Source organism: Oceanisphaera sp. W20_SRM_FM3 (assembly GCF_052119705.1).
Classification (GTDB): Bacteria; Pseudomonadota; Gammaproteobacteria; order Enterobacterales; family Aeromonadaceae; genus Oceanimonas.
Genome location: NZ_JBGQOP010000015.1, coordinates 47,480 through 70,890, shown reverse-complemented (window position 1 = coordinate 70,890; position 23,411 = coordinate 47,480). Strand labels below are relative to the sequence as shown.

Genomic DNA, 23,411 nt, shown 5'->3' with positions numbered 1-23,411 from the left:
AAATTTACGCTTGGTTCGGTATTGCATACACTTCCTCACTCTGAAGAAGTGTCTACTTATTCGGGGCCATTCCAAAAACGCTCACCCATTAGATATAAAAAAACGCAGCCTTTAGGCTGCGTTTTGGTTTCTGGTAAGGCGTTAATTATTTAACGACGCGTAAGCTAGGTCGGCCTTTCTTCGGCGGCGTGGGCTCATCATCAGACTCAGTGCTTGATGACGCCCCTGCAGGGGCTTCTGCGTCTAAGCTTTCTGCCCACGCATCATAAGCGGCCTCAGGTGGGAAAAAGGTGCCAGCACCGTTTTCTCTCGCCTGAATCGACACCACGGCCGCCATAGGCACATAAACCTGAAATGGCGAGCCACCAAAACGCGCGCTGAAACTCAGCGCATCGTTATCCATATGTAAACCAACGACGGCAGAAGGCGCTATGTTCAGCACGATTTGGCCATCTTTTACATACTGCTGCGGTACCCTGGTGTGCGCTAGGCTGGCGTTCACCAATAAATGCGGCGTCAGTTCGTTATCTAACAGCCACTCATAAAAGGCACGCAACAAATACGGACGGCTGGGTGTCAGATTATCCATAATTAAATCTTACCACCGATATCACGCTCGGCTTCGGTCATGGAGGCTTGATATGACTCACGCTCAAACAAGCGGATCATATAGCCCTTCAGCTCTTTCGAACCACGGCCAGACAGCTCAATGCCCAGAGACGGCAAACGCCATAACAGCGGCGCCATATAGCAATCTACCAAGCTAAATTCTTCACTCATAAAGTAAGAATATTCGCCAAATATCGGTGCTACTGCTAACAAGGCTTCACGCAATTCTTTGCGGGCTTCGTCTGCTTTATCGTTACGCTGAATACGCTCAACCAGTGAATACCAGTCTTGTTTGATGCGGTGCATCATTAAACGGCTGCTGCCGCGTGCCACTGGATATACCGGCATCAAAGGCGGATGAGGAAAACGCTCATCCAAATATTCCATGATAATGTCTGATTCATATAGCACCAGCTCTCGGTCGACCAAGGTCGGCAGAGTGCCGTAAGCATTCAGCTCTAACATTTCTTCAGGGAGCGCATCCAGCTCTACCTGACAGATTTCAACACTGACACCTTTTTCAGCCAATACGATACGCACTTGGTGGCTGTATATATCTTCAGCACCCGAAAACAACGTCATGATAGAGCGTTTATTAGCCGCAACTGCCATTAGATCCTCCATAAATCATAAATAGGAACGGCAATGAAGCATTTCGCCTCATTGCCGCCCCCAAAACTAGCTTAGACGAAGTCTAAATCAGTGTACGTCACGCCAGTATTCTTTCTTCAACATATAGCCGAAGATAAAGAAAATCACTAGGAAACCCAGTACCCAGTAACCCATACGATGGCGTTCAAGCTTAACCGGATCGGCGGAGTAAACTAAGAAGTTAACGATATCTAATACTGCCTGATCGTACTCTTCTGTACTCAACTCGCCGTTGCCTGCTACTTCAAGCCCCACAGGTACTGTGACTTGTTTACCGTCTACCGTATGCTCTTGCATTTTTAGCGAGGTACTACCTTGTAAGGGCTCCAGTACGTGAGGCATGCCCACGGAAGGAAACACTAGGTTATTCACGCCAAAAGGACGGCTGTCATCTTTGTAGAAAGAACGCAAATAGGTATATAGCCAATCTGCGCCTCGCACCCGAGCCACCAGCGTTAAATCTGGAGGCGGCGCGCCAAACCAAGCGGCCGCGTCTTTCTCGGGGATGGCATTTTTCATCAGTTCACCGACAGGTACACCGGTAAAATTGAGGTTAGCCTGCATCACGTCTTCAGGGATGTCTAAGTCTTCAGCAACGCGGTTATAACGCTGATACTGAGTACTATGACAACCCGCACAATAGTTCATGAACAACTTAGCGCCACTTTGCAATGAAGCCTTATCGCGCAGGTCATAATCCGCCTGATCCAGTTTGACCGTGCTTGATGCGAAGGCCAAAGCTGGCAAAAAGGCGAGTATAGCAATGATTAACTTCTTCATTAAAATGTCACCCTCTCTGGCAGCGGCTTGGTTTTTTCGTGTTTGCTGTAGAAGAACAACAGCACAAAGAAGGCGAAATAACCAAAGGAACAGATTTGTGCCAGCAATGTTAGCGTGGGAGTAGAAGCCAAAGTACCCAGCACACCCAAGATAACGAAGCAGATCACAAACTGAGTGATGTTCAACAAATGTAGTTTGCTGCGGTAGCGGAACGAGCGCACCTGGCAGCGGTCTAGCCAAGGCAGCACAAACAGCACCGCAATCGACAGTCCCATCAAGACCACGCCCGCTAACTTATCAGGCACGGCACGCAAGATGGCGTAGAAAGGCGTGAAGTACCATACCGGCGCTATGTGCTCTGGCGTCTTCAAGCTATTGGCCGCTTCAAAGTTTGGCGCTTCTAAGAAGTAACCACCACCCTCAGGCAGAAAGAAAATAAAGAAGGCGAAGATAAACAAGAAGCCTGCCACGCCCACTACGTCTTTTACGGTGTAGTAAGGATGGAACGGAATTGCGTCTTTCGGCCAGCCGTTTTCGTCTTTCACTTTCTTGATGTCGATGCCATCAGGGTTGTTAGAACCCACTTCGTGCAATGCCACTATGTGTAAGAACACCAGTATCACTAACACCAACGGCAGCGCTATCACGTGCAAGGCGAAGAAACGCGTCAGGGTGACACCCGAAATCACGTAGTCACCACGGATCCACAGCGTTAAGTCATCGCCGATCACCGGAATGGCGCCGAACAATGAAATAATAACCTGTGCGCCCCAGTAGGACATCTGGCCCCAAGGCAGCAGATAACCCATGAAGGCTTCGGCCATCAGCACCAAGAAAATCAGCATACCGAACAGCCACAGCAACTCGCGTGGTTTCTGGTAAGAGCCATAAATCAGGCCGCGGAACATGTGCAGATACACCACCACGAAGAACGCAGAGGCACCGGTACTGTGCATATAACGCAGCAACCAGCCGTAATCCACATCACGCATTATGTATTCGACAGACGCGAAGGCACCATCACCTGACGGGTTGTAGTTCATGGTCAACCACACGCCAGTCAGCAGCTGGTTCACCAGCACTAACATGGCCAGTGAGCCGAAGAAGTACCAGAAGTTAAAGTTTTTCGGTGCCGGATATTGACCTACGTGCTTGTTGTAAGTCGCCGTCATCGGGATCCGTGCATCGATCCAGTTTACGAGTTTACCCAACATGCTTAGGCTCCTTCCTTGTCTGCGCCCACTAAAATCGTGGCGTCATTGACGTAGTAATAAGGTGGGATCACCAAGTTTAGTGGCGCAGGCACGTTTTTGAACACGCGGCCAGCCATGTCAAACTTAGAACCGTGACAAGGACAGAAGAAACCTGAGGTCACGCCTTTAACCTGCTCACCAAAGGTATCTGGTAAATAAGTAGGTGAACAACCTAGGTGGGTACAAATACCGACGGTCACCAATAACTCAGGCTTGATCGAACGGTAATCGTTCTGTGCATAATCCGGTTGCTGTGGCTCCTCAGAGTGAGGATCCCTAAGCTGGTCATCAAGCTTAGTTAACGAATCCAACGTAGCTTGGTTACGACGGACCACCCATACAGGCTTACCTCGCCATTCGACCCGGATTAACTGACCGGGCTCAACCTTACTGACATCTACTTCAACCGGCGCCCCAGCAGCTTTTGCCTTGGCACTAGGATTCCATGAAGCAATAAAAGGTACCGCAACAAAAGCAGCCCCAACCCCACCCACAACTGTGGTTGACCAGGTCAGAAATCTGCGGCGACCGGTACTAACTGGCGCATTGCTCATCCAAAAACTCTCCCATTAGGTCTCCGCGCGTTTATTGTTCGTTTCATGCTTCGAGACGGTTTGTGACAACTGCGGCGGATTTATGGTTTCAATTGCCACAAAAAACCCTGAAATTCTAAAGAAAAACCACTTCTTTTACAAGGTCGGGGGAAGTGACAGTAAATGTTTATTATTTGAAATAGTTTCTATTTAAAACAAAGTGTTACTAATTTGATAAAACTATTATTTTTGCACATAAAAAAAGCCCGGGTAAACCCGGGCTTTTGTTGTAAAACGCCGTCCCAATTAACGCTTGGAGAACTGAGGACGTTTACGTGCTTTATGCAGACCAACTTTCTTACGCTCAACTTTACGAGCGTCACGCGTAACGAAGCCCGCTTTACGCAGTGAAGCGCGCAGAGTCTCGTCGAATTGCATCAGGGCACGTGTAATGCCGTGACGAATTGCGCCAGCCTGACCAGAAATGCCACCACCAGAAACTGTGATGTACAAATCAAATTTATCTGTCATTTCAACCAATTCTAAAGGCTGACGAACCACCATACGGGCGGTTTCGCGACCAAAGTACTGATCCAAAGAACGTTTGTTAATTACGATATTGCCGCTACCCTGCTTCACGAATACTCGTGCAGTTGAGCTTTTACGACGACCAGTACCGTAGTATTGAGTTTCTGCCATTGCCTAATCCCGCCTTAGATGTCCAGTACTTGAGGTTGTTGCGCCGCATGGTTGTGCTGCGCGCCCACAAAGACTTTCATCTTGCGGAACATAGCACGACCCAGTGGGCCACGAGGCAGCATGCCGCGAACGGCAGACTCAATGACCATCTCTGGCTTACGTACAATCAGCTTTTCGAAAGTGATTGACTTCAGGCCACCCGGAAAACCGGAGTGAGAATAGTAAATTTTGCCTTCGGCTTTATTACCGGTTACCTGAATTTTCTCAGCATTTACTACAACGATGTAATCGCCACAGTCAACATGCGGAGTATATTCCGGCTTATGCTTACCACGCAGACGAAGCGCAATCTCAGAGGCCAAACGACCTAAAGTTTTGCCTTCTGCATCAACAACATACCAGTCACGCTTAACGGTTTCTGGCTTAGCAACAAAAGTTTTCATGGATAAACCCAAAATACTTAGAATGAATCATACACTTGCGCACATGCGCAAAACACGAGCAAACATATACCCCTTCGAGTACCAGTCTGTTTACAGTGATGCCGTCCGTTAGACAGCAGTGTAACGTGGGCTGGGCGATTATAGGTAAAGTTGCCGTAATAATCACCTACTAATTTCAATGCCCATTAAAATGAGTAGGCTCGCCCATCCCCTTCCCAATATCATGCCCTGATACGGGGGCGAGTATTGTGACTAAATAAGGTGCTCTCTGGCAAGGTATTCGTGGGATTGCATTTCAATCAAGCGAGACAAGCAACGTTGGAACTCAAATTCGAGCCGCCCCGCCGCATAAAGCGCCGTCATAGGCACGCTCGCAGACAGGATTAACTTCACCCGTCGTTCATAAAACTCATCGACTAAGGCAATAAAACGTCGAGCCGCATCGCTCGTCTCAGGTCCCATGGCCGTGACATTGGCCACTATCACTGTGTGATAGCGCCGAGCCAGCTCAATATAGTCAAGCTGCGAGCGTGGCGTGCAGCACAGCTCTTCATAATCCATATAGAGCACACCTGCACCCTCGGCTATGGTGGTGAGCGGGCGCTGATTAATACTAATGATTTGATCCCAACAGGCCTCACTGCCCGCTAAGTCAGCAAAATAAGCCGCTAGCGCCGCCTCAGCTTCGGCGCTGAGTGGGTAATGATACAAGTTGGCTTGTTGTAAGGTGCGTAGCCGATAATCGACGCCTGAATCTACGTTAACCACAGTACAGTGCTGTTTAAGTAAGGCGATAGCGGGCAAGAAACGCGCTCTTTGTAAGCCGTTGCGATACAAGTCATCGGGCACAAGGTTAGAAGTGGCGACTAAAATCATGCCCTCAGCAAACAGGTACTCGAACAAGGTGCCCAAAATCATGGCATCAGCAATGTCGGAAACAAAAAATTCATCGAAGCAAATAATGCGCGTTTGTTTAATTAAGTTAGCAGCTACCACTTTTAGCGGATCGGCTTGTCCTTTTAAGACTTGCAGCTCCTCTTGTACGCGCTGCATAAAGTGATGGAAGTGCACCCTGAGCTTATTTTCAAAGGGCAGGCTGTCATAAAAATTATCCATCAAGTAGGTTTTGCCACGCCCCACGCCGCCCCAAAAATACAAGCCACTAATGGGCTCGAGGGCCACGGGCTGTTGGCCGGTCAGTTTCTGCCAAAAGTTGACTTTCGGCGCTGGGGGCACTGGCCGCAGCAGCGCTTCATATAGGCGCTGTAAATGATGGACCGCCAGTTGCTGGGCGGCATCTTCGACAAAGTTGGTCCGCTGTAAATCGGCTTGATATCGTTCACTGGGGCTCATGGCAAGGATCACTACCGCTATCATCAAACAAGGCTAGCCAGTGTACGGGCTAATTTGGGCATTGAGCAAGTCACACTCAGCTAGACGCGATTTAGTCGTCTAAGCTCTTGATATACTGAAGATCAACACCATTTAATCAACAGACTATACGTGTTTTAAACATCGCTTTTAAATATTAGTGCAGCATTTGGAACTCTTATTAAACTACAGAGGTCTGAATACACACTTTTCTTACGCCATTTATTAAACCTATTTATCAGCCATATTGTTGTTTATCAATCACCTTAAACGACGTATTAATAGATAGTCGTATTTATAGACTTAGGAGCATCTGCATGAAATCTCGACTCCCCTTGGTATCAGCCTTGGCACTGAGTATCGGCCTTGCCGTTATACCCGCCGCTCAAGCAGCCTTACCTTTCGGTGCGGGCAGCGATATTCGCAGCCTAGCGCCTGTGCTAGAGAAGGTCACCCCGGCCGTGGTGAATATTTCCGTGTCCGGCAGTAAAGTCAGTCGTCAAGGCATCCCTGAGCAGTTTCGTTTCTTTTTTGGCCCCGATATGCCGGGCGAGCAAGTCCAAGAGCGCCCCTTTCAAGCACTCGGCTCAGGCGTGATCATTGATGCTAAGAAAGGCTATGTGATCACCAATAATCATGTGATCTCAGACGCCGATAAAATCCTGATTACACTGATGGACGGTCAAGAATACGAAGCCGAGCTGATTGGTAGCGATAAACAAAGTGACATTGCATTACTCAAAGTGGATGCCAAAGATCTAGTTGCCATCGAATTTTCCGACTCAGACGCACTTAGGGTCGGTGATTTTGCCATCGCCATCGGCAACCCCTTCGGCCTTGGCCAAACCGTGACCTCGGGCATTATCAGTGCCTTGGGACGTTCGGGCCTCAACGTCGAAAATCTTGAAAACTTTATTCAAACCGATGCCGCCATTAACTCCGGCAATTCAGGTGGCGCCCTGCTCGATTTAAACGGCAAGCTGGTGGGTATTAACACCGCCATTTTAGGCCCTAACGGTGGCAACATAGGCATCGGCTTTGCTATCCCGTCTAACATGGTGAAAAATTTAATTGATCAAATCATCGAATACGGTGAAGTACGTCGAGGCGTGCTGGGGGTAATGGGCGGCGAGCTGACCTCTGAACTAGCCCGTACCTTTGGTTACAAGAGCCAGCACGGCGCTTTTGTCAGTCAAGTGATCGAAGACTCAGCGGCAGATAAAGCCGGTTTAAAAGCCGGTGATATTATTATCAGCCTAGACGGCAAGCCGGTGCGTTCTTTTGGTGAGCTAAGAGCCAAAGTGGCGACCATGGGCGCCGATAAAACCGTCACCTTAGGCCTGTTTCGCGATGGTAAGCAGCAAGACGCCAATGTCACTTTAACCCTAGCAGACGACCAGAGCATGGCCGCCGACAGCTTAAACAAGGCGTTAGAAGGTGCTACGCTGGGTAAAACCGAAGCCAAAGACGGGATATCAGGCGTAAAAATAGTCGACGTAGCCCCCCGCTCTCCTGCCGCTCGGTCTGGTTTGGAGAAGGGCGATATTATCATTGGCGTTAATCGTAAGCGGGTGAAAGAACTCGCAGAGTTACGCAAGATAATAGAAGCTAAACCCGGCGTGATTGCGCTAAATATCCAACGCGGTAACGCTTCTCTTTATTTAGTGTTGAGATAGATGAAAAGACAGCGGTAAGGCGGAAGCTTTAAGCTATCAATAAAATTAAATATAAAACTAAAATCAAAAAGCAGTGCTGAGCGCTGCTTTTTTTATATTCACTACGCGGTGCCATGGAGTTCAACATTGAACATTTAACATGGCCTTACTCGGCCGGCATTATTGTTGGCTGTCAGCTGACGGCTCGGTTTCTCGCTTTATGTTATGCTATAGCTCTTTCACAGCGACCCGACTCCCTATGCGCTTTATTCCTTATCTTAAGTTCATTTTTCAGGCCATCGCCTTCGGGGTGCTAATGGCGGTATTGCTCTTGGCTATTTTCCCGCAACTTAAGACCCAACCTTTTGAGCATTGGTGGCGCAACCAGCAAGTAGGCGTGTCCAGTTTCTCCTATGCGGCCAACCGCGCCGGGCCTGCGGTTGTAAATATTTATACCCGTAGTTTTCAGCGCGGCAATGTCTCACCTGAATTAAGCTCGACCAACTTAGGCTCAGGGGTGATCATGAATAGCCAAGGCTATGTGCTGACCAACTACCATGTGATAGCCGATGCCGATCAGGTGATAGTGGCGCTGCAAGATGGTCGTATTCTAAATGGCGAGGTCACCGGCTTCGATGTGCCCACGGATTTAGCGGTCTTAAAAATTAATGCTAATCAACTACCCGTGATACCACAAGATAATGAATTGTCGCCACAAGTGGGCGATATTGTACTGGCTATCGGCAATCCCTATAACGTTGGGCAAACCATTACTCAGGGCATTATTAGCGCCACAGGTCGCTCTGGCTTATCGAGCATGGGGCCAGACAGCAATGGGCGTCAGGACTTGTTGCAAACCGATGCCGCCATCAACGCCGGTAACTCAGGTGGTGCACTCATCAACGTCTACGGTGAAATCGTCGGTATCAATACCGCTTCTTTTCAAAGCTTGGCTCATCAAGAAAGCTACGGCATCAACTTCGCTATTCCCTACGCCTTGGCGCAGCGCATTATGCAAGAGCTGATCAGTCATGGCCGAGTTATCCGCGGTTATTTAGGCATAAGTGGTGCCGATATTCCGCCCATGATGGCGCAGTTATTAAAAATGGGTGAGCGCACTGGCTTATTCGTGGAAGGCCTCAACGAAACAGGCCCCGCAGCCAAGGCCGGGGTGTTAGTGGAAGATGTTTTGTTGAAATTCAACGATGAGCCCATTCGTAACACCCGCCACGCCATGGATAAGATTGCCGAAGCTAAACCGGGGAGCACCATCACTGTCACCTTGCTGCGCCAAGGTAAGTTGATGACATTACCGATAACGATTGAAGAAGATACCCGCTTTCAACGCTTGCGCTAAAGACAGCTGGAAGCCGTAAGCGAGAAGCTGTAAGTCACGAACGAAAAAACAAAAAAGGGCCAGATGTTTTACATCTGGCCCTTTTCAGGTTAAGGCTTAAAGCACTTGTTTTAGCTTCTAGCTTTTAGCTTTTAGCTTCTAGCTTCTAGCTTCTAGATCAAGGCTATGTGCTAGCCCTTAATGCGCTCTATCTTACCGCCGAGTGCCGACAATTTATCTTCGATTACTTCATAGCCGCGGTCGATGTGATAAATACGATCCACAAAGGTAGTGCCTTCGGCTACAAAGCCAGCCAACACTAAACTTGCCGAGGCGCGCAGATCGGTGGCCATCACAGTGGCGCCGGTCAGCTGCTCTGTGTCGCCACAAATCGCCATATTGCCGTGCAACTCTATGCTGGCACCCATGCGGTTAAGCTCAGGCACGTGCATAAAGCGGTTTTCAAAGATGGTCTCGGTAACGTGACCCACGCCTTTAGCCACCGCATTGAGCACGGTAAACTGCGCCTGCATGTCGGTCGGGAAAGCCGGGTAAGGCGCGGTTTTAATGTCTACCGGTTTAAGCACCCTGCCCGTCATATTTAAACGGATCCAGTCTTCGCCCGTCGTTACCTCGGCGCCCGCTTCTTTCAGCTTTACCAATACCGCTTCTAACAGACGCGGATCCGTGTTGTGACAGGTCACATCACCGTCGGTCACGGCCGCACCCACCAAGAAGGTACCGGTTTCGATACGATCGGGTTGCACGCGATATTCACCGCCGTGCAAGGCCTCTACACCATCAATGATCAGCGTGTCTTGACCTATACCTTGAATTTTGGCACCCAATGCATTCAAGAAGTTGGCTAAGTCCACCACTTCAGGCTCTCGAGCGGCGTTTTCGATAGTGGTACGGCCTTCGGCTAATACGGCTGCCATCATCAGGTTTTCGGTACCGGTTACGCTCACCATGTCCATCAAGATGTGCGCGCCTTTTAGGCGGCCATCGACGCGTGCCTTAATGTAGCCGTCAACCACATGAATTTCCGCCCCCATCTGCTCTAAACCATGAATGTGCAAGTTCACTGGGCGCGCACCTATGGCACAACCGCCCGGCAAAGAGACATCGGCTTGACCAAAACGCGCCACCAATGGTCCCAGCGCCAAAATAGAGGCACGCATAGTCCGTACTAGCTCGTAGGGTGCAATGTGGCTGTTAACGGCGCCAGAGATCACGTAACTGTCATCTTGCTCCACCACGTTCAAACCCATAGAGGCCAGCAGTTGCAGCGTGGTATCTACATCTTTCAACTTGGGGACGTTGGACAGCGTAATGGCTTCATCACACAATAAAGTACCAAATAAAATCGGCAAAGCCGCATTTTTAGCGCCAGAAATAGTGACATCGCCGGCCAGCCGACAAGGGCCTTGAATCTTAAATTTGTCCATCTTGGTTCCCGTTTAGGAAGGCATAATAAATTTTCGTTCCCGAGCCCATTGCTCAGGGGTAAAGGTCTTCACGGTCAGGGCATGAATGGTGTTTTCGGCAATTAATTCCCGTAACGGACCATTAATGGACTGCTGCCGCTGCAAGCGGCTCATGTCGGCAAAATCACTCGACACCGCAATCACCTCAAAGTGACTGCCTTCGCTCTTGATGTAGACTTCATCCAAGCTCAAGGCTTGGCGCAATAATTGTTCAACTTGATTATTCAGACTCATACTGGCTCTCGGCAAGGTTGTCGGTCGGCGTAAAAAATTCGCCGACGCCATATAAATCAGCCAGCGGATAAAAGCTCGCTGGCGGAGAATTGAGTGTTAATGGCCGCGCATCTGCGGCCAAAGACTGACTCCACTGTACCAAAAACGCCAAGCCAATCGAGTCAATCTCGTGCAAGCCACTTAAATCGACCCTATTGTGGGTAAACAGTTGCTCGCGTTGCGCCCAATAGCTGGCTAATTGATCTCGGGTTAATGGCAGGGTTAATGGTGCGGGCTGTTTCATTCTTTACGTTCCAGCGGAGTAACTGGCTTATTGGTATGCGCCAATAAATCCTTAGTCACCTTGTCGATACCTTGTTGACGGATCAGGCCGCTCAGCTCCGACTGCTTAGCCGACAGCAAACTAATACCTTCGGCTATCATGTCAAACACCTTCCATTCACCGGTGCGGTTATTTTTACGCAATTTGAATTCAAGATTAATAGCCGGTTTGTTAGGCTCTAATACGCTCACAGGGATCGACACTAACTGCTCGTTTTTACCGACGCTGCCCTTACCAATGTCCAGGGTTTGCTTATCATAGGCCGCTAAAGCGTCGGCATAAGTCACCACTAAATACTCGCTAAAGGCATTCACAAACGCATCGCGCTGGGCGGGTGTGGTGTCGTTAAGCTGCCTGCCAATCACCCGAAAAGCCGAGAAACGCACGTCCACGCCGGGCAGCATTTCTTCACGCACTATAGTACGCAAATATTTAGGATCGGCTTTAATCTGAGTTTGTTCTTTGTTTAAGCGGTCAAAGGTATTTTGTGCAACTTCACTCACCAGTCGATGAGGATCGGTGAAGGTCAAGGCATTCGCGAAAGGTGCCCAAGTGCCCGCTATGACTAATAATCCTGAAATCAATAATTTTCTCATGCCGTGCTCCTACTGGATATGCGAACGTTTATTCTTTATCGCCAATGGAATAAATAAACTTACCAATCAACTCTTCTAGCACTAACGCCGATTGGGTATCGGTAATGGTATCGCCATCCTTGAGCATGCCAATGCCCATGTCTTCATCAGCAAAACCTGGACTGAGCGCCAAATACTGCTCGCCCAACAGACCCGATGTTTGAATGGCCGCCGTGGTGCTTTCGGAGAAGTCACCGGCGCTGCGACTCACACTCAAGACGACTACTGGAGTTTGATCCTTCGCATCGAGTTTAATCTCAGTCACCCGCCCCACTACCACGCCACCCACCTTGATCGGGGAACGGTTCTTTAAGCCGCCAATATTATCGAACTTAGCATAGAAGGTATAACTTTCTCCTTGGCCTTGTACGTTTACACCTGCCACTTTGAAGGCCAATAAGAGTAAGGCGCCTATGCCGGCTAACATAAAACAGCCCACACTAAATTCTAGCTTGCTGTATTTCATCACAATTTATCCAAACATAACGACGGTGAGCACAAAATCCAGCCCCAAAACCGCCAAAGAAGAATGAACCACGGTACGCGTCGTGGCCTGACTAATGCCAGCCGCAGTGGGCTTGGCATCATAACCGTTAAATAAGGCGATCCAGGTAATCACCAAGGCAAACACCAGCGTTTTAATCAGGCCTTGCATAATATCTTGATTAAAATCGACTGCCGCCTGCATGGCAGACCAAAAACCGCCCGCATCTACGCCTAACCAGTCTACGCCCACCAGCTTGGCGCCCCAGATGCCCACTAGGCTAAACATCAGCGCCAACAGCGGCATACTGATCATGCCGGCCCAAAATCGCGGCGCGACCACACGACGCAGCGGATCCACGCCCATCATTTCTAGGCTGGATAACTGCTCGGTGGCTTTCATTAAGCCCAGCTCGGCGGTTAAGGCAGAGCCGGCGCGCCCGGCAAATAGCAAGCCGGTGACCACAGGTCCTAACTCGCGCAATAACGACAGCGACACCAGTGGCCCCAGCATGCCCTCGGCACCAAAATCTACCAGCACGTTATAGCCTTGCAGCGCCAGCACCATGCCGATAAATAGCCCTGACACCAAGATAATGGCCACCGACTGCACGCCCACGACTTGCAGCTGTTCAACTAACAGCGGAAAGTGTTTTCTCGGCTGAGGTTTACCGAGCAGCGCATGCAACAGCATGATACCGGCGCGCCCAATCGAAGACAGGCTAGTTATCCCTTGGCGCCCTAATCGACCTATAACCTCAATTAACATTTGCAAGCGACTCCCTATAAGAAGGTGCAGGATAATGGAATGCCACTGGGCCGTCCGCCTGTCCTTCTAAAAACTGTACTAGTTGTGGATCCGCGCTTTGGCGCAATTCGGCGGGCGACCCTGCGGCTATCACCTTCTTATTGGCAATCACGTAGGCGTAATCGGCAATGCTCAGAGCCTCATCTACGTCGTGGGTCACCACAATAGAGGTTAAACCTTGCGCCTTATTCAGCTCCGCAATCAGCTTCACCAACACCGCCATACTGATCGGATCTTGACCGGCAAACGGCTCATCGTACATGATCAACTCGGGATCATGAGCGATCGCGCGCGCCAGCGCGGCACGGCGCGCCATACCTCCCGACAGCTCTGAGGGCATTAAATGTGCGGCCCCACGCAAACCTACCGCTTCTAGCTTCATCATCACGAGTGTATGGATAATGGCCTCGGGATAACCGCTGTGCTCACGCAGTGCAAACGCCACATTATCGAACACCGACATGCCAGTAAAAAGTGCACCACTTTGAAAAAGCATGCCCATGCGCTGGCGTTGTTCGTATAAACGCGCTCGGCCCATCTTAGGGATCGACTGACCATCAAATAAGATTTCCCCGCTGCTGGGTTTAATCTGGCCGCCAATCAGACGCAGCATAGTGGTTTTACCTATGCCGCTCGGCCCCATAATGGCGGTAATTTTACCTTTAGGGATCTGCAGATTGATGCCATCGTATAAGGTTCGATCACCATGGCTAAAGCAGAGATCCCTTATTTCAACAAGGTTCTGGCTCAAACGGATTCCCCAACGAAAAAAAGGGATTGTATGGTTTCCCCGATAGATGGGCAACCAAGACGCAAGGTAAAGCCTTGGTGATGCGCCATTTAATGACCTAAGCGGCCAGCAACCATGAAGAATTTAGGGCAAAACACCTTATTATTCGCCGTCCACTGGTGCGGTACACGCCTTACATTAAACCAAAGCGAGATTGGCAGTCGCTAAACGCCACCGGCTTTTCTATAATGGCAGCGCCTTAAGTGTGGAGAGCACAATGACAGTTAAATTTGATTACCAAAAAACGGCCCAACGCGTACTGGATATTGAAAAGGCGGCCATAGACGGCCTTTATCAATATCTGGATGACGCCTTTACCCAAGCTTGCCAATTGATGTTTGACTGCCAAGGCAAAATTATCGTCACCGGCATGGGCAAGTCGGGCCACATCGCCCATAAGATTTCCGCCACCTTAGCCAGCACCGGCTCGCCGGCATTTTTTATGCACCCAGGGGAAGCCAGTCATGGCGACTTGGGCATGATAGGTAAGCAAGACGTGGTGGTAGCCTTGTCTAATTCTGGCGAAAGCAGTGAAATTATTTCACTGCTGCCGGTATTGAAGCGTCGCGCCATCCCGTTGATTTGTTTAACCGGTAATCCCGACTCCACCATGGCCCGCGAAGCAAATATACATTTGTGTACCCGAGTCGAACAAGAGGCCTGCCCACTGGGTCTTGCCCCCACCGCCAGCACCACGGCGGCCTTAGTGATGGGTGACGCCCTTGCGGTGTCTTTATTAGAAGCACGCGGCTTTACCGCCAACGACTTTGCCCTCAGCCACCCAGGTGGCGCCTTGGGCAAGCGGCTGCTATTACGCGTCAGCGACTTAATGCATAAAGAGCAGCGGGTACCGAAAGTGGGCCTTAACACCTTGATTATTGATGCCTTGCTAGAGATTGGCCGCAGTGGCTTAGGCTTTACCGCCGTCGTGGATGAGGAGCAAAAACTGGCCGGCGTTTACACAGACGGTGATTTGCGCCGCACGCTCGATCAAAAAATTGACGTACATAGCACCCCTATCTATCAGGTAATGAGCCGCAAGTGCACCACGGTACACGCCAATATGCTGGCCGCAGAAGCGGTACAGTTAATGGAAGAAAAGAAAATTAGTGGCCTGTTAGTGCTTGATGAGCAGCAAAGACCCATAGGCGCTTTTAATATGCACGACCTCTTACTGGCAGGAGTTATCTAATGGAACAATCCGCACTTTATGGCCCGATAGCCAGCAGCGTTTGGCAGAAATTGTCACAAATCCAGCTGCTAATTTGTGACGTAGACGGCGTCCTATCCGATGGCCTGATCTATTTAGGTAACCAAGGCGAAGAATTCAAAACCTTTAATACCAAAGACGGTTTTGGCATGAAAGCGCTAATGAATGCAGGCATAGACGTCGCAGTGATCACGGGCCGTGATTCAAAAATAGTAACTGACCGCATGGCCGCCCTCGGCGTAACCCATGTCTACCAAGGCCAAAGCGATAAACGCATCAGCTTTAACGTCCTGCTCAAGGACTTAAACCTTAAACCTGAGCAAGTGGCTTATATCGGCGATGACGTGGTCGACTTATCGGTCATGGAATTATGTGGCTTAGGCGTGGCGGTCCATGATGCTCATCCCCTAGTGCGCCAGCGTGCAGATTACACAACTCAGTTAGCCGGTGGCCGCGGCTGTGTGCGCGAGCTGTGTGACTTAATGCTGGAGGCGCGCGGTGTTTTGCACCTTGCTCAAGGTATGAGCGTATGAGCCGTCAAACACTCATTTTTGGCGGCCTGTTTGTGTTGGCACTGATTTGCTGGCAGTGGTTTGAACCTGCCCAAGACCAAGCGGTCAATCAGCAAAACTATCAACCAGATTTTATTGCTAAGCAACTACAAAGCGTACAATACAATCAACTCGGATTACCCTATCGCGGCTTAACTGCCGAGTATGCAGAGCACTACGAGCCGCTGACCATGACCCTAATGGAAAAACCTGTTATCTTGCTCTATTCGCCCGACGGCCAGCCACAGTGGCAGCTCAGTGGTGATGAGGGCATGGTCAACACAGGTGACAATGCCATCTTAAACGGCGATGTGGTAGGCAAGGGACTGCAAGCGGATGCAGCCATCAAAACGCTGAACACCGAATATCTGGAACTGGATTTTATTAATAATCAGCTACGCTCTAACCGAGCGGTACAACTGAGTGGCCCCAATTATCAGGCTAATGGTCTGGGTTTACTGGGAAAGATCGATCAACAAACGGTGGAACTACTGCATGATACTCAGGCAAGCTACACGACTCCTTAGTCTATCCGGATTATGTCTGACCAGCCTTTTAGCGCTGGGCATAAACCTAGCTCAGGCTAAAGAATCGGATTATAAGGAGCCTGTAACCATAGACTCAGGCAGCCAACTGGTAGAGCTGGCCGACAATAAGGTGACCTTTACCGATAATGTAGTCGTCAAACAAGGTACGCTCGACGTGCGCGCCAGTAAATTAGTGGTCACGCGTAACGACGAGGGCCTGCAGACTATGACGGCCTACGGCTCACCCGCCACCTACTATCAGGTGCTCGACAGTGGCCAACCGATTAATGCCAAGGCCAAGCAGATCACCTACGACATTAAAACCCGTACTATTACCCTGCTTGACAATGCCGAGCTCAAGCAAAACGACAACATAGTTACCGGCTATCGCATTCGCTACTTTATTGATAAAGAACAAATGGAAGCAGAAGGCCAAGGCAGCAACGGACGCGTAAAAACGATCTTCTTGCCTGAACAGCTGCAGAACATGAATAAAAAAGAGGCTAAACCCTAATCATGGCGACCCTGAACGCACGCGGACTGCAGAAAAGTTACAAGGGCCGTCAAGTAGTGGCCGATGTAAGCATCACCGTAAAAACTGGCCAAATCGTCGGTTTACTGGGCCCAAACGGTGCTGGTAAAACCACGTCTTTTTATATGATAGTAGGCTTGGTACAGCGTGATGCGGGCAGCATTACCATAGATGACCAAGATATTAGTCATCAGCCGATGCATGTTCGCGCTCGCGCCGGTATCGGCTACTTACCCCAAGAAGCCTCCATTTTTCGACGACTTAGCGTGGCCAACAACATTATGGCCGTGCTAGAAACACGTAAAGAGCTCAATGCCGTAGCGCGCATCGAAAAAATGGAGCAGTTGCTCGAAGAATTTAATATTGGCCATATTCGTGACAGCATGGGCATGAGCTTATCCGGTGGTGAGCGCCGCCGTGTCGAAATAGCCCGCGCCTTGGCCGCAGAGCCGCGCTTTATTTTATTGGATGAGCCCTTTGCCGGCGTCGACCCTATTTCGGTGTTAGATATTAAAAAAATCATCTTGCACCTGCGAGATCGCGGCCTAGGCGTACTGATCACCGATCATAACGTGCGCGAAACGCTGGATGTGTGCGAGCGAGCCTATATCGTGAGCCACGGCCATGGTATTGCCGCCGGCACCCCCGCCGAGATTTTGGCCAACGAACAGGTGAAAAAAGTCTATTTGGGTGAGCAATTTAGTCTTTAATAGACTAATAAATCGCGCGGCTATCATAGTTAGCTGCGCAACGGCCCGGCTATTTTGCAGCGCAACTTAAATGAATTTAAGTGAAGCCAAAACTCAGCCAGACCGTAACGTAAAGAGTAATACCGCCTCCTCTGCTGTTGATAAAGAAGGACTTTTGGTTGCTATGAAAGGATTTTTACAACTATGAAGCCAACTCTTCAATTACGTATGGGACAGCAGCTAACCATGACTCCCCAGTTGCAACAGGCCATTCGCCTGCTGCAACTATCGAGCCTAGAGCTGCAGCAAGAAATTCAACTGGCACTCGAAAATAATCCCCTGCTCGAGCAAGAAGAAGCCGACGAGTATGGCAACGACGATGAACTCGTACCGCAGCCAGCTGCCAAAGATGAGCAAATGGCTACCGACAAGGCCATGGAGCAACATCAGTTGTCTGATGAGATGCCCATGGACACTCAGTGGGATGATATTTATACCGCCTCCGCCGGCACCAGCGGCACAGGTGGCCTGCCAGACGGGCTAGAAGAGACCGTCTATCAAGGCGAGACCACAGAGACCCTGCAAGATTATCTGTTGTGGCAGATGCAGCTCACGCCCTTTAGTGAAACCGATCAGGCTATCGCCTTAGCTATTATTGATGCCATAGACGAAGCCGGTTATCTCAGCCTAGACATTGAGGGTATTCTGGCCTCGGTTATCGGCGGCGAGCAGCACATAGAAGCTGATGAAGTGGAGGCGGTGCTAAAGCGTATTCAGCACTTCGACCCTTTAGGCGTAGCCGCGCGCAGCGTGCAAGAATGCTTAGCTATTCAACTGAATGCCCTGCCTGCCAACACCCCTTGGCTCTCACAAGCTCAACGGCTGATCGCCGCGCACATGGATTTGCTGGCCACGCGCGATTATCGCAGCCTGCAGCGACTCACAGGCCTGAAAGAAGATGAGCTCAGAGACGTGTTGGCGTTAATTCAGCAACTCGAGCCAAGGCCTGGCAATAACCTGCTGCAACACAACTCAGAGTATGTGATCCCCGATGTGGTGGTCACTAAGCTGCAAGGGGTGTGGAAAGCCGAACTTAATCCCGAGGCCTTACCTAAGGTGCGCTTAAACCAAACCTATGCGGCCATGGGCCAAGGCCAGCAAGGCAGTGATGGCCAGTTTATTCGCCAGCACACTCAAGATGCCAAATGGTTTATCAAGAGCTTAGAAAGCAGAAATGAGACCTTGCTCAAGGTTGCTAATTGTATTGTCGATCAACAACAGGCATTCTTTGAGCATGGAGCCGAGGCAATGAAGCCCATGGTCCTGAATCAGGTAGCAGAAGTGGTAGAGATGCATGAATCGACGATTTCTCGTGTCACCACCCAAAAATTTTTACACTCACCCAAAGGGGTTTTTGAGTTAAAATATTTTTTCTCCAGCCATGTAGCTACCGAAAGTGGCGGCGAATGTTCTTCTACGGCCATTCGCGCCTTTATTAAGAAATTAGTCGCGGCAGAAAACCCGGTTAAGCCATTGAGCGACAGCAAAATCGCGCAATTACTGGACGAACAGGGGATACAGGTAGCCAGACGGACCATAGCCAAGTATCGTGAGTCACTGGCCATCCCCCCTTCCAATCAGCGTAAGCGCCTATTGTAGGCGGACTTAGAAGGAAGACTTTATGCAAATAAATCTGACTGGACACCATGTAGACATCACTGACTCCCTGCGTGACTATGTGAATAGCAAGTTTGCTAAGCTAGAGCGCCATTTCGATAATATCACCATAGTGCATGTAGTGCTGACGCTTGAAAAATTACAGCAAATTGCTGAAGCCAAAATTAACCTCAGCGGCGGTGAAATCTTTGCCACTTGTGAGCAAGATGATATGTACGCAGCCATCGACGGTTTGTTCGACAAACTCGATCGCCAAGTGATTAAACACAAAGAGAAGCTCAAGCAAAAATAACTATGGAAGTCGCCGATATACTAAGCAGGGACTGCACGCGTAGTGCCGTCCCTTGCACGAGCAAGAAAAGGGCGCTGGAAATCATCAGCGAGCTCGCAGCAGCACACCTCAACATCAACAGTCAGCAATTGTTTGACTGCCTTCTAGCACGGGAAAAAATGGGCAGCACCGGTATAGGTAACGGTATTGCCATTCCTCACGGCCGTATTAGCAATAACAATCAAGCCACCGCCGTACTGCTCACCTTTGCTGAGCCTGTGGAGTTTGATGCCATCGATAACCAGCCGGTGAGTTTGGTCTTTGCATTGCTGGTGCCAGAGCAAGAGTGTAAGCAGCACCTTAAAACCCTATCCTTGATCGCCGAAAAACTCAGTGACAAACAGATCTGTAAGCAATTACGTCAAGCCACTAGCGATGACGAGCTCTATCAAATCATGATTTCTTCTTAAGGAGTAAGTATGCAGCTGGTGATCGTCAGTGGTCGTTCTGGTTCGGGCAAAACCGTCGCATTGCGGGTACTCGAGGATTTGGGCTATTACTGCGTTGATAACCTGCCAGTAGAACTGCTGCCGAGTCTGGTTAAGATGCGCCGTGACAAACCAGGCGAAGTGGCGGTAAGCATAGATGTGCGCAACTTGCCTGACAATCCGGATAAAATGGAAGCTCTCCTTGCGGAGGTGCGTGCCATGGAAGACGTGAGTTTATCCAGTATCTTTATTGATGCAGATAATGCCGCTCTTATTCGCCGTTTCGGGGATACCCGCCGCTTACACCCCTTATCACGCTTGAGTTTGACGCTGGATGAAGCCATCCGCGAAGAAACCAACATGCTGGCGCCGCTATCGTCAGAAGCAGACTTGCGCATCGATACTTCTGACTTAAGTATTCATGATTTAAGTGAAATTATTCGTGCCCGCATCTTGGGTAAGAAAGAGCGCGAGCTAAATTGGGTATTTGAATCTTTTGGCTACAAGTATGGTATTTCACAAGATGCGGATTTTGTGTTCGATGCCCGCTTCTTGCCTAATCCCCATTGGATAGCCGAGCTCAGACCCTTTAACGGCCGCGATGAGCCGGTAGCGACCTACCTAAACAGCCAACTCGAAGTGACTAAGTACCTGTGGCAGATTGAAAATTTGCTGGTGACTTGGATGCCGCATTTAGAGCGCAATAACCGCAGCTACGTCACGGTCGCCATCGGCTGCACCGGTGGTAAACACAGATCCGTATATTTAGTCGAGCAACTGGCTCAAGCCTTTAAAACCATGGGCAAGAGCGTACAAGTACGCCACCGTACGCTGGAAAAAGAGCATGCAAAAAATTGAACGCGACTTAAAAATCGTCAATAAGCTCGGCTTACACGCCAGAGCCGCAGTACAACTGGTACAAGTCACGCAACAATTTTCCGCCACCGTGACTGTGTGCAGTCAAGGCAAGCAAGCCCCCGCCAACAGCGTGATGGGCCTGCTAATGCTAGAAACAGCACAAGGCAGCGCCATCCGCGTGGTCGCCGAAGGCACTGATGCCGCCGCCGCTATGGACGCCGTGGCCGAGCTAGTCGCGGCACGATTTAATGAAGCGGAATAACAGATAGCGGGAAGCTTGAAGCTGAGAGCCGGAAGCTAAGAACTGGCATAAAAATTCGAACCAACAAAAAGCCCTGCATCTTCTGATGCAGGGCTTTGTTTTTACTGCTCGCTTTCCGCTTTCCGCTTTCCGCTTTCCGCTTTCCGCTTTCCGCTTCTAGCTTCTAGCTTCTAGCTTCTAGCTTCTAGCTTCTAGCTTTCAGTTACTGCCCTGCTATCTTCATTTCATCAATCAACACTGAGCCGGTTTTTAGACTAGAGCGCAGCTCGGTATCTGTGCCTACCGCTTGAATGCCTTGGTACATGTCTCTGAGATTACCGGCTATGGTGATCTCTTCCACTGGATAAGCGATTTCGCCATTTTCTACCCAAAAGCCGGCAGCACCGCGCGAGTAATCGCCGGTCACTATGTTCACCCCTTGACCCATCATTTCCGTTACCAGCAGGCCTGTGCCCAGCATCTTTAATAACTGCTCAAAGCTTTGGCCGGTGTTGGCAATATTCCAGTTATGAATACCTCCCGCGTGGCCGGTTAAGGCCATGTCGAGCTTGCGCGCCGAGTAGCTGGTCAGCAGATAAGTTTGCAGCTTACCTTGCTCGATAATACGACGCTCGACGGTGCGCACGCCTTCGTTATCAAAGGGTGAGCTGGCTAAGCCTTTCGCGAGGTGAGGTTGTTCATGAATATCAAACCAGTCGGGAAAGATTTGCTCGCCCAGTGAGTCGAGCAAGAAAGATGACTCACGGTATAAGTTGCCGCCACTAATACCCATCACCAAGTGGCCAAACAGGCTGGCCGCCACATCCGGATGAAACAATACAGGTGCGCGCTGGGTGTCAATTTTACGGGCCCCTAAACGGCCTAAGGTGCGGCTCACGGCTTCATCTGCTACCTGCTCAGGCGTCCACAGATCACCTAAGCTGCGCGCCGAGGTATAGCCGTATTCACGCTGCATATCGCCGTCTTGCTCGCCAATTAGCACACAACTGATGCCAAAACGGCTAGCGGCGTAACCTTTCACGAAACCATGGCTGTTACCGTAAACTTTAATGCCCAGATTACTGGAGAAGCTGGCGCCGTCTGACTGCTTAATGCGCGGGTCACGATGCAGCGCATGCTGCTCACAACGCAGTGCCAGCGCGATGCCATCTGCCGGCTCTAACTGCTCAGGAAAGCACAACTCTAAACTGGGCGCGTCCCAAGCAAGATCGTCCGCGGGGGCTAAGCCTGAATAAGGATCTGGGTTGGTATAACGCGAAATATCGAGGGCAGCCGCTACGGTGCGCGCTATGGCCTCGGGGCGTAAATCAGAAGTAGAAGCCGAGCCTTTGCGACCATCACGGTACACGGCTATGCCTAATGCGCCGTCTTTGTTGAATTCAATATTTTCTAGCTCGCCATTGCGCGTATTCACCGATAAACCGGTTTGGCGGCTAATTGAGACTTCTGCGCTGTCTGCACCGAGGCGTTTAGCGCTCTCGATTGCTTGCTCTACCGCCAGCTCAAGCTGGCGCTGTTCTGTTTGAATATCTGCTGGGGTCATAATAATTTCATTGGCTCAGTTTGCAGTTAGCATAACAGACCCCTGCGCGCCTTGGGAGAAGCTGGTAATATATATGTCAGTGTACATTAATATGGAAAAGCCTATGCGCCGCCAAGACGATGCCCCAGAACAAGATGAAGAAATCGAATGGGTTAGTAAGAGTGAAATGAAGCGAGAGAGCTTAGCCTTGCGCAAGCTGGGTGACACGCTAGTGAAATTAGAGCCCTTTGAGTTGGCTAAGGTGCCGCTCGATGAAGACTTAGCAGAAGCCGTAGAGCTGGCTCATAGACTGCACGGTAAGCACGAAGGCTTACGCCGACACATGTCTTATCTGGGTAAATTGCTGCGCTTGCGCGATGTGACCGAGATTCAAAAAGCCTTAGCCGGCTTCGAACACAAAACCACGGTCGCCGATGTTAAATTCCATAAACTGGAATTATGGCGTGATCGATTGATCAAAGAAGGCGATAAAGGCGTGAACGCCATTATGTCTGAATACCGCCAACTGGATCGCCAAAAACTGCGCCAGCTCGCCCGCATCGCTCGCAAAGAGATGGCCGCCGGCCTGCCTCCTGCTTCTTTTCGCGAATTGTTTCAGTATTTGAAAGCGAACATTAAAGAAGAAGAATAAAGGAAAGCGGTCAGCCTGAAGCTGAGAGCTGGAAGAAAAACACCGCCCTACAAAAAAGGCACCCTATCCTCTGATGGGGTGCC

Annotated in this window: 29 protein-coding genes; 13 read left to right on the top strand and 16 right to left on the bottom strand. The window is 50.0% G+C overall.

The genetic code is table 11. The features are described 5' to 3' along the window. Positions 1–145 precede the first annotated feature (145 nt). The 8 genes from ACEN2G_RS09720 to zapE all read right to left on the bottom strand — a co-directional run bounded on the left by ACEN2G_RS09720 (position 146) and on the right by zapE (position 6,321). Complete coding sequence (locus ACEN2G_RS09720) at positions 146–589, bottom strand: ClpXP protease specificity-enhancing factor (RefSeq protein ID WP_442021293.1); 444 nt, start codon at positions 587–589, stop codon at positions 146–148. 2 nt (positions 590–591) lie between these two features. After that, positions 592–1,221, bottom strand: coding sequence for a stringent starvation protein SspA (gene sspA, locus ACEN2G_RS09715; RefSeq protein ID WP_442021292.1), 630 nt, complete (start codon positions 1,219–1,221; stop codon positions 592–594). Positions 1,222–1,308: 87 nt separating this feature from the next. Then, a complete protein-coding gene (locus ACEN2G_RS09710) occupies positions 1,309–2,040 on the bottom strand; it encodes a cytochrome c1 (RefSeq protein WP_442021291.1) in 732 nt (243 codons plus the stop codon). Continuing rightward, on the bottom strand, positions 2,040–3,254 hold the full coding sequence (locus ACEN2G_RS09705; protein ID WP_442021290.1) for a cytochrome b: 1,215 nt from the start codon (positions 3,252–3,254) through the stop codon (positions 2,040–2,042). The genes ACEN2G_RS09710 and ACEN2G_RS09705 overlap by 1 nt, the downstream gene beginning before the upstream one ends. A gap of 2 nt (positions 3,255–3,256) precedes the next feature. Then, a complete protein-coding gene (gene petA / locus ACEN2G_RS09700; protein WP_442021289.1) occupies positions 3,257–3,847 on the bottom strand; it encodes a ubiquinol-cytochrome c reductase iron-sulfur subunit in 591 nt (196 codons plus the stop codon). A gap of 285 nt (positions 3,848–4,132) precedes the next feature. Next, positions 4,133–4,525 (bottom strand): 30S ribosomal protein S9, encoded by a 393-nt coding sequence (gene rpsI, locus ACEN2G_RS09695; protein ID WP_442021288.1) that lies wholly within the window; start codon positions 4,523–4,525, stop codon positions 4,133–4,135. Between the two features lie 14 nt (positions 4,526–4,539). Beyond that, positions 4,540–4,968 carry a 50S ribosomal protein L13 gene (gene rplM, locus ACEN2G_RS09690; protein ID WP_087036787.1) on the bottom strand — a complete coding sequence of 143 codons (429 nt, stop codon included), beginning with the start codon at positions 4,966–4,968 and terminating at the stop codon, positions 4,540–4,542. A gap of 252 nt (positions 4,969–5,220) precedes the next feature. Beyond that, positions 5,221–6,321 carry a cell division protein ZapE gene (gene zapE / locus ACEN2G_RS09685; protein ID WP_442021287.1) on the bottom strand — a complete coding sequence of 367 codons (1,101 nt, stop codon included), beginning with the start codon at positions 6,319–6,321 and terminating at the stop codon, positions 5,221–5,223. 335 nt (positions 6,322–6,656) lie between these two features. Between zapE and ACEN2G_RS09680 the strand changes: the two genes are divergently transcribed. Together ACEN2G_RS09680 and degS are read left to right on the top strand one after the other, a co-directional pair. Then, positions 6,657–8,015, top strand: a complete 1,359-nt coding sequence (locus tag ACEN2G_RS09680; RefSeq protein WP_442021286.1) for a Do family serine endopeptidase — start codon at positions 6,657–6,659, stop codon at positions 8,013–8,015. A gap of 238 nt (positions 8,016–8,253) precedes the next feature. Beyond that, positions 8,254–9,351, top strand: a complete 1,098-nt coding sequence (gene degS, locus ACEN2G_RS09675; protein ID WP_442021285.1) for an outer membrane-stress sensor serine endopeptidase DegS — start codon at positions 8,254–8,256, stop codon at positions 9,349–9,351. A 170-nt stretch (positions 9,352–9,521) separates the two neighbouring features. Here degS and murA read toward each other — a convergent pair whose 3' ends face one another. Genes murA through mlaF form a run of 7 tightly spaced genes read right to left on the bottom strand, consistent with a single transcriptional unit; the run spans position 9,522 to position 14,050 of the window. After that, the gene (gene murA / locus ACEN2G_RS09670; protein WP_442021284.1) at positions 9,522–10,778 is read right to left on the bottom strand and encodes a UDP-N-acetylglucosamine 1-carboxyvinyltransferase; all 1,257 of its coding nucleotides are present in this window, start codon (positions 10,776–10,778) and stop codon (positions 9,522–9,524) included. 12 nt (positions 10,779–10,790) lie between these two features. Then, positions 10,791–11,051: a BolA family protein gene (locus ACEN2G_RS09665; RefSeq protein ID WP_442021283.1), complete on the bottom strand. Its 261-nt coding sequence runs from the start codon at positions 11,049–11,051 to the stop codon at positions 10,791–10,793. Next, complete coding sequence (locus tag ACEN2G_RS09660; protein WP_442021282.1) at positions 11,038–11,334, bottom strand: STAS domain-containing protein; 297 nt, start codon at positions 11,332–11,334, stop codon at positions 11,038–11,040. Before ACEN2G_RS09660 ends, ACEN2G_RS09665 begins: the two co-directional genes overlap by 14 nt. Then, positions 11,331–11,969 carry a phospholipid-binding protein MlaC gene (gene mlaC, locus ACEN2G_RS09655; protein ID WP_442021281.1) on the bottom strand — a complete coding sequence of 213 codons (639 nt, stop codon included), beginning with the start codon at positions 11,967–11,969 and terminating at the stop codon, positions 11,331–11,333. The genes ACEN2G_RS09660 and mlaC overlap by 4 nt, the downstream gene beginning before the upstream one ends. 28 nt (positions 11,970–11,997) lie before the next feature. Next, positions 11,998–12,474, bottom strand: a complete 477-nt coding sequence (gene mlaD / locus ACEN2G_RS09650) for an outer membrane lipid asymmetry maintenance protein MlaD (RefSeq protein WP_442021280.1) — start codon at positions 12,472–12,474, stop codon at positions 11,998–12,000. A gap of 6 nt (positions 12,475–12,480) precedes the next feature. After that, complete coding sequence (gene mlaE, locus ACEN2G_RS09645; RefSeq protein ID WP_442021279.1) at positions 12,481–13,260, bottom strand: lipid asymmetry maintenance ABC transporter permease subunit MlaE; 780 nt, start codon at positions 13,258–13,260, stop codon at positions 12,481–12,483. Beyond that, positions 13,250–14,050 carry a phospholipid ABC transporter ATP-binding protein MlaF gene (gene mlaF, locus ACEN2G_RS09640; protein ID WP_442021278.1) on the bottom strand — a complete coding sequence of 267 codons (801 nt, stop codon included), beginning with the start codon at positions 14,048–14,050 and terminating at the stop codon, positions 13,250–13,252. Before mlaF ends, mlaE begins: the two co-directional genes overlap by 11 nt. A gap of 256 nt (positions 14,051–14,306) precedes the next feature. On the opposite strand from mlaF, the gene ACEN2G_RS09635 reads away from it, so the two are divergent. The 10 genes from ACEN2G_RS09635 (at position 14,307) to ACEN2G_RS09590 (ending at position 21,154) form a co-directional block, all read left to right on the top strand. Beyond that, complete coding sequence (locus ACEN2G_RS09635; RefSeq protein ID WP_442021277.1) at positions 14,307–15,281, top strand: KpsF/GutQ family sugar-phosphate isomerase; 975 nt, start codon at positions 14,307–14,309, stop codon at positions 15,279–15,281. Next, complete coding sequence (kdsC, locus tag ACEN2G_RS09630) at positions 15,281–15,832, top strand: 3-deoxy-manno-octulosonate-8-phosphatase KdsC (RefSeq protein ID WP_442021276.1); 552 nt, start codon at positions 15,281–15,283, stop codon at positions 15,830–15,832. Before ACEN2G_RS09635 ends, kdsC begins: the two co-directional genes overlap by 1 nt. Continuing rightward, complete coding sequence (lptC, locus tag ACEN2G_RS09625; protein WP_442021275.1) at positions 15,829–16,377, top strand: LPS export ABC transporter periplasmic protein LptC; 549 nt, start codon at positions 15,829–15,831, stop codon at positions 16,375–16,377. Before kdsC ends, lptC begins: the two co-directional genes overlap by 4 nt. Then, positions 16,346–16,891: a lipopolysaccharide transport periplasmic protein LptA gene (gene lptA / locus ACEN2G_RS09620; protein WP_442021274.1), complete on the top strand. Its 546-nt coding sequence runs from the start codon at positions 16,346–16,348 to the stop codon at positions 16,889–16,891. Before lptC ends, lptA begins: the two co-directional genes overlap by 32 nt. Positions 16,892–16,893: 2 nt before the next feature. Continuing rightward, on the top strand, positions 16,894–17,619 hold the full coding sequence (lptB, locus tag ACEN2G_RS09615) for an LPS export ABC transporter ATP-binding protein (RefSeq protein WP_442021273.1): 726 nt from the start codon (positions 16,894–16,896) through the stop codon (positions 17,617–17,619). 183 nt (positions 17,620–17,802) lie between these two features. Next, the gene (locus ACEN2G_RS09610; protein WP_442021272.1) at positions 17,803–19,257 is read left to right on the top strand and encodes an RNA polymerase factor sigma-54; all 1,455 of its coding nucleotides are present in this window, start codon (positions 17,803–17,805) and stop codon (positions 19,255–19,257) included. 22 nt (positions 19,258–19,279) lie between these two features. Next, on the top strand, positions 19,280–19,567 hold the full coding sequence (hpf, locus tag ACEN2G_RS09605; RefSeq protein ID WP_442021271.1) for a ribosome hibernation promoting factor: 288 nt from the start codon (positions 19,280–19,282) through the stop codon (positions 19,565–19,567). Positions 19,568–19,569: 2 nt separating this feature from the next. Next, a complete protein-coding gene (gene ptsN, locus ACEN2G_RS09600; RefSeq protein ID WP_442021270.1) occupies positions 19,570–20,016 on the top strand; it encodes a PTS IIA-like nitrogen regulatory protein PtsN in 447 nt (148 codons plus the stop codon). A gap of 9 nt (positions 20,017–20,025) precedes the next feature. Next, positions 20,026–20,892: an RNase adapter RapZ gene (rapZ, locus tag ACEN2G_RS09595; protein WP_442021269.1), complete on the top strand. Its 867-nt coding sequence runs from the start codon at positions 20,026–20,028 to the stop codon at positions 20,890–20,892. Then, positions 20,879–21,154 carry an HPr family phosphocarrier protein gene (locus tag ACEN2G_RS09590; RefSeq protein WP_442021268.1) on the top strand — a complete coding sequence of 92 codons (276 nt, stop codon included), beginning with the start codon at positions 20,879–20,881 and terminating at the stop codon, positions 21,152–21,154. The genes rapZ and ACEN2G_RS09590 overlap by 14 nt, the downstream gene beginning before the upstream one ends. Positions 21,155–21,356: 202 nt before the next feature. On the opposite strand, the gene pmbA is transcribed toward ACEN2G_RS09590, so the two are convergent. Continuing rightward, the gene (pmbA, locus tag ACEN2G_RS09585; protein WP_442021267.1) at positions 21,357–22,697 is read right to left on the bottom strand and encodes a metalloprotease PmbA; all 1,341 of its coding nucleotides are present in this window, start codon (positions 22,695–22,697) and stop codon (positions 21,357–21,359) included. A gap of 73 nt (positions 22,698–22,770) precedes the next feature. Here pmbA and yjgA point away from each other — a divergent pair, with 73 nt between their 5' ends. Next, positions 22,771–23,328, top strand: coding sequence for a ribosome biogenesis factor YjgA (yjgA, locus tag ACEN2G_RS09580; protein WP_442021266.1), 558 nt, complete (start codon positions 22,771–22,773; stop codon positions 23,326–23,328). The last annotated feature ends 83 nt before the right edge of the window (positions 23,329–23,411 follow it).

Excerpts from the sequence above, each read along its gene's own strand:
- kdsC (WP_442021276.1), top strand. The coding sequence starts at position 15,281 with ATGGAACAATCCGCACTTTATGGCCCGATAGCCAGCAGCGTTTGGCAG.
- rapZ (WP_442021269.1), top strand. The coding sequence starts at position 20,026 with ATGCAGCTGGTGATCGTCAGTGGTCGTTCTGGTTCGGGCAAAACCGTC.
- ptsN (WP_442021270.1), top strand. The coding sequence starts at position 19,570 with ATGGAAGTCGCCGATATACTAAGCAGGGACTGCACGCGTAGTGCCGTC.
- degS (WP_442021285.1), top strand. The coding sequence starts at position 8,254 with ATGCGCTTTATTCCTTATCTTAAGTTCATTTTTCAGGCCATCGCCTTC.
- ACEN2G_RS09680 (WP_442021286.1), top strand. The coding sequence starts at position 6,657 with ATGAAATCTCGACTCCCCTTGGTATCAGCCTTGGCACTGAGTATCGGC.
- yjgA (WP_442021266.1), top strand. The coding sequence starts at position 22,771 with ATGTCAGTGTACATTAATATGGAAAAGCCTATGCGCCGCCAAGACGAT.
- pmbA (WP_442021267.1), bottom strand. The coding sequence starts at position 22,697 with ATGACCCCAGCAGATATTCAAACAGAACAGCGCCAGCTTGAGCTGGCG.
- mlaE (WP_442021279.1), bottom strand. The coding sequence starts at position 13,260 with ATGTTAATTGAGGTTATAGGTCGATTAGGGCGCCAAGGGATAACTAGC.
- zapE (WP_442021287.1), bottom strand. The coding sequence starts at position 6,321 with ATGAGCCCCAGTGAACGATATCAAGCCGATTTACAGCGGACCAACTTT.
- lptC (WP_442021275.1), top strand. The coding sequence starts at position 15,829 with ATGAGCCGTCAAACACTCATTTTTGGCGGCCTGTTTGTGTTGGCACTG.
- murA (WP_442021284.1), bottom strand. The coding sequence starts at position 10,778 with ATGGACAAATTTAAGATTCAAGGCCCTTGTCGGCTGGCCGGCGATGTC.
- ACEN2G_RS09610 (WP_442021272.1), top strand. The coding sequence starts at position 17,803 with ATGAAGCCAACTCTTCAATTACGTATGGGACAGCAGCTAACCATGACT.
- lptA (WP_442021274.1), top strand. The coding sequence starts at position 16,346 with ATGATACTCAGGCAAGCTACACGACTCCTTAGTCTATCCGGATTATGT.
- lptB (WP_442021273.1), top strand. The coding sequence starts at position 16,894 with ATGGCGACCCTGAACGCACGCGGACTGCAGAAAAGTTACAAGGGCCGT.
- ACEN2G_RS09590 (WP_442021268.1), top strand. The coding sequence starts at position 20,879 with ATGCAAAAAATTGAACGCGACTTAAAAATCGTCAATAAGCTCGGCTTA.
- sspA (WP_442021292.1), bottom strand. The coding sequence starts at position 1,221 with ATGGCAGTTGCGGCTAATAAACGCTCTATCATGACGTTGTTTTCGGGT.
- rpsI (WP_442021288.1), bottom strand. The coding sequence starts at position 4,525 with ATGGCAGAAACTCAATACTACGGTACTGGTCGTCGTAAAAGCTCAACT.
- petA (WP_442021289.1), bottom strand. The coding sequence starts at position 3,847 with ATGAGCAATGCGCCAGTTAGTACCGGTCGCCGCAGATTTCTGACCTGG.
- hpf (WP_442021271.1), top strand. The coding sequence starts at position 19,280 with ATGCAAATAAATCTGACTGGACACCATGTAGACATCACTGACTCCCTG.
- ACEN2G_RS09635 (WP_442021277.1), top strand. The coding sequence starts at position 14,307 with ATGACAGTTAAATTTGATTACCAAAAAACGGCCCAACGCGTACTGGAT.
- rplM (WP_087036787.1), bottom strand. The coding sequence starts at position 4,968 with ATGAAAACTTTTGTTGCTAAGCCAGAAACCGTTAAGCGTGACTGGTAT.
- ACEN2G_RS09665 (WP_442021283.1), bottom strand. The coding sequence starts at position 11,051 with ATGAGTCTGAATAATCAAGTTGAACAATTATTGCGCCAAGCCTTGAGC.
- mlaD (WP_442021280.1), bottom strand. The coding sequence starts at position 12,474 with ATGAAATACAGCAAGCTAGAATTTAGTGTGGGCTGTTTTATGTTAGCC.
- ACEN2G_RS09705 (WP_442021290.1), bottom strand. The coding sequence starts at position 3,254 with ATGTTGGGTAAACTCGTAAACTGGATCGATGCACGGATCCCGATGACG.
- ACEN2G_RS09660 (WP_442021282.1), bottom strand. The coding sequence starts at position 11,334 with ATGAAACAGCCCGCACCATTAACCCTGCCATTAACCCGAGATCAATTA.
- mlaC (WP_442021281.1), bottom strand. The coding sequence starts at position 11,969 with ATGAGAAAATTATTGATTTCAGGATTATTAGTCATAGCGGGCACTTGG.
- ACEN2G_RS09720 (WP_442021293.1), bottom strand. The coding sequence starts at position 589 with ATGGATAATCTGACACCCAGCCGTCCGTATTTGTTGCGTGCCTTTTAT.
- ACEN2G_RS09710 (WP_442021291.1), bottom strand. The coding sequence starts at position 2,040 with ATGAAGAAGTTAATCATTGCTATACTCGCCTTTTTGCCAGCTTTGGCC.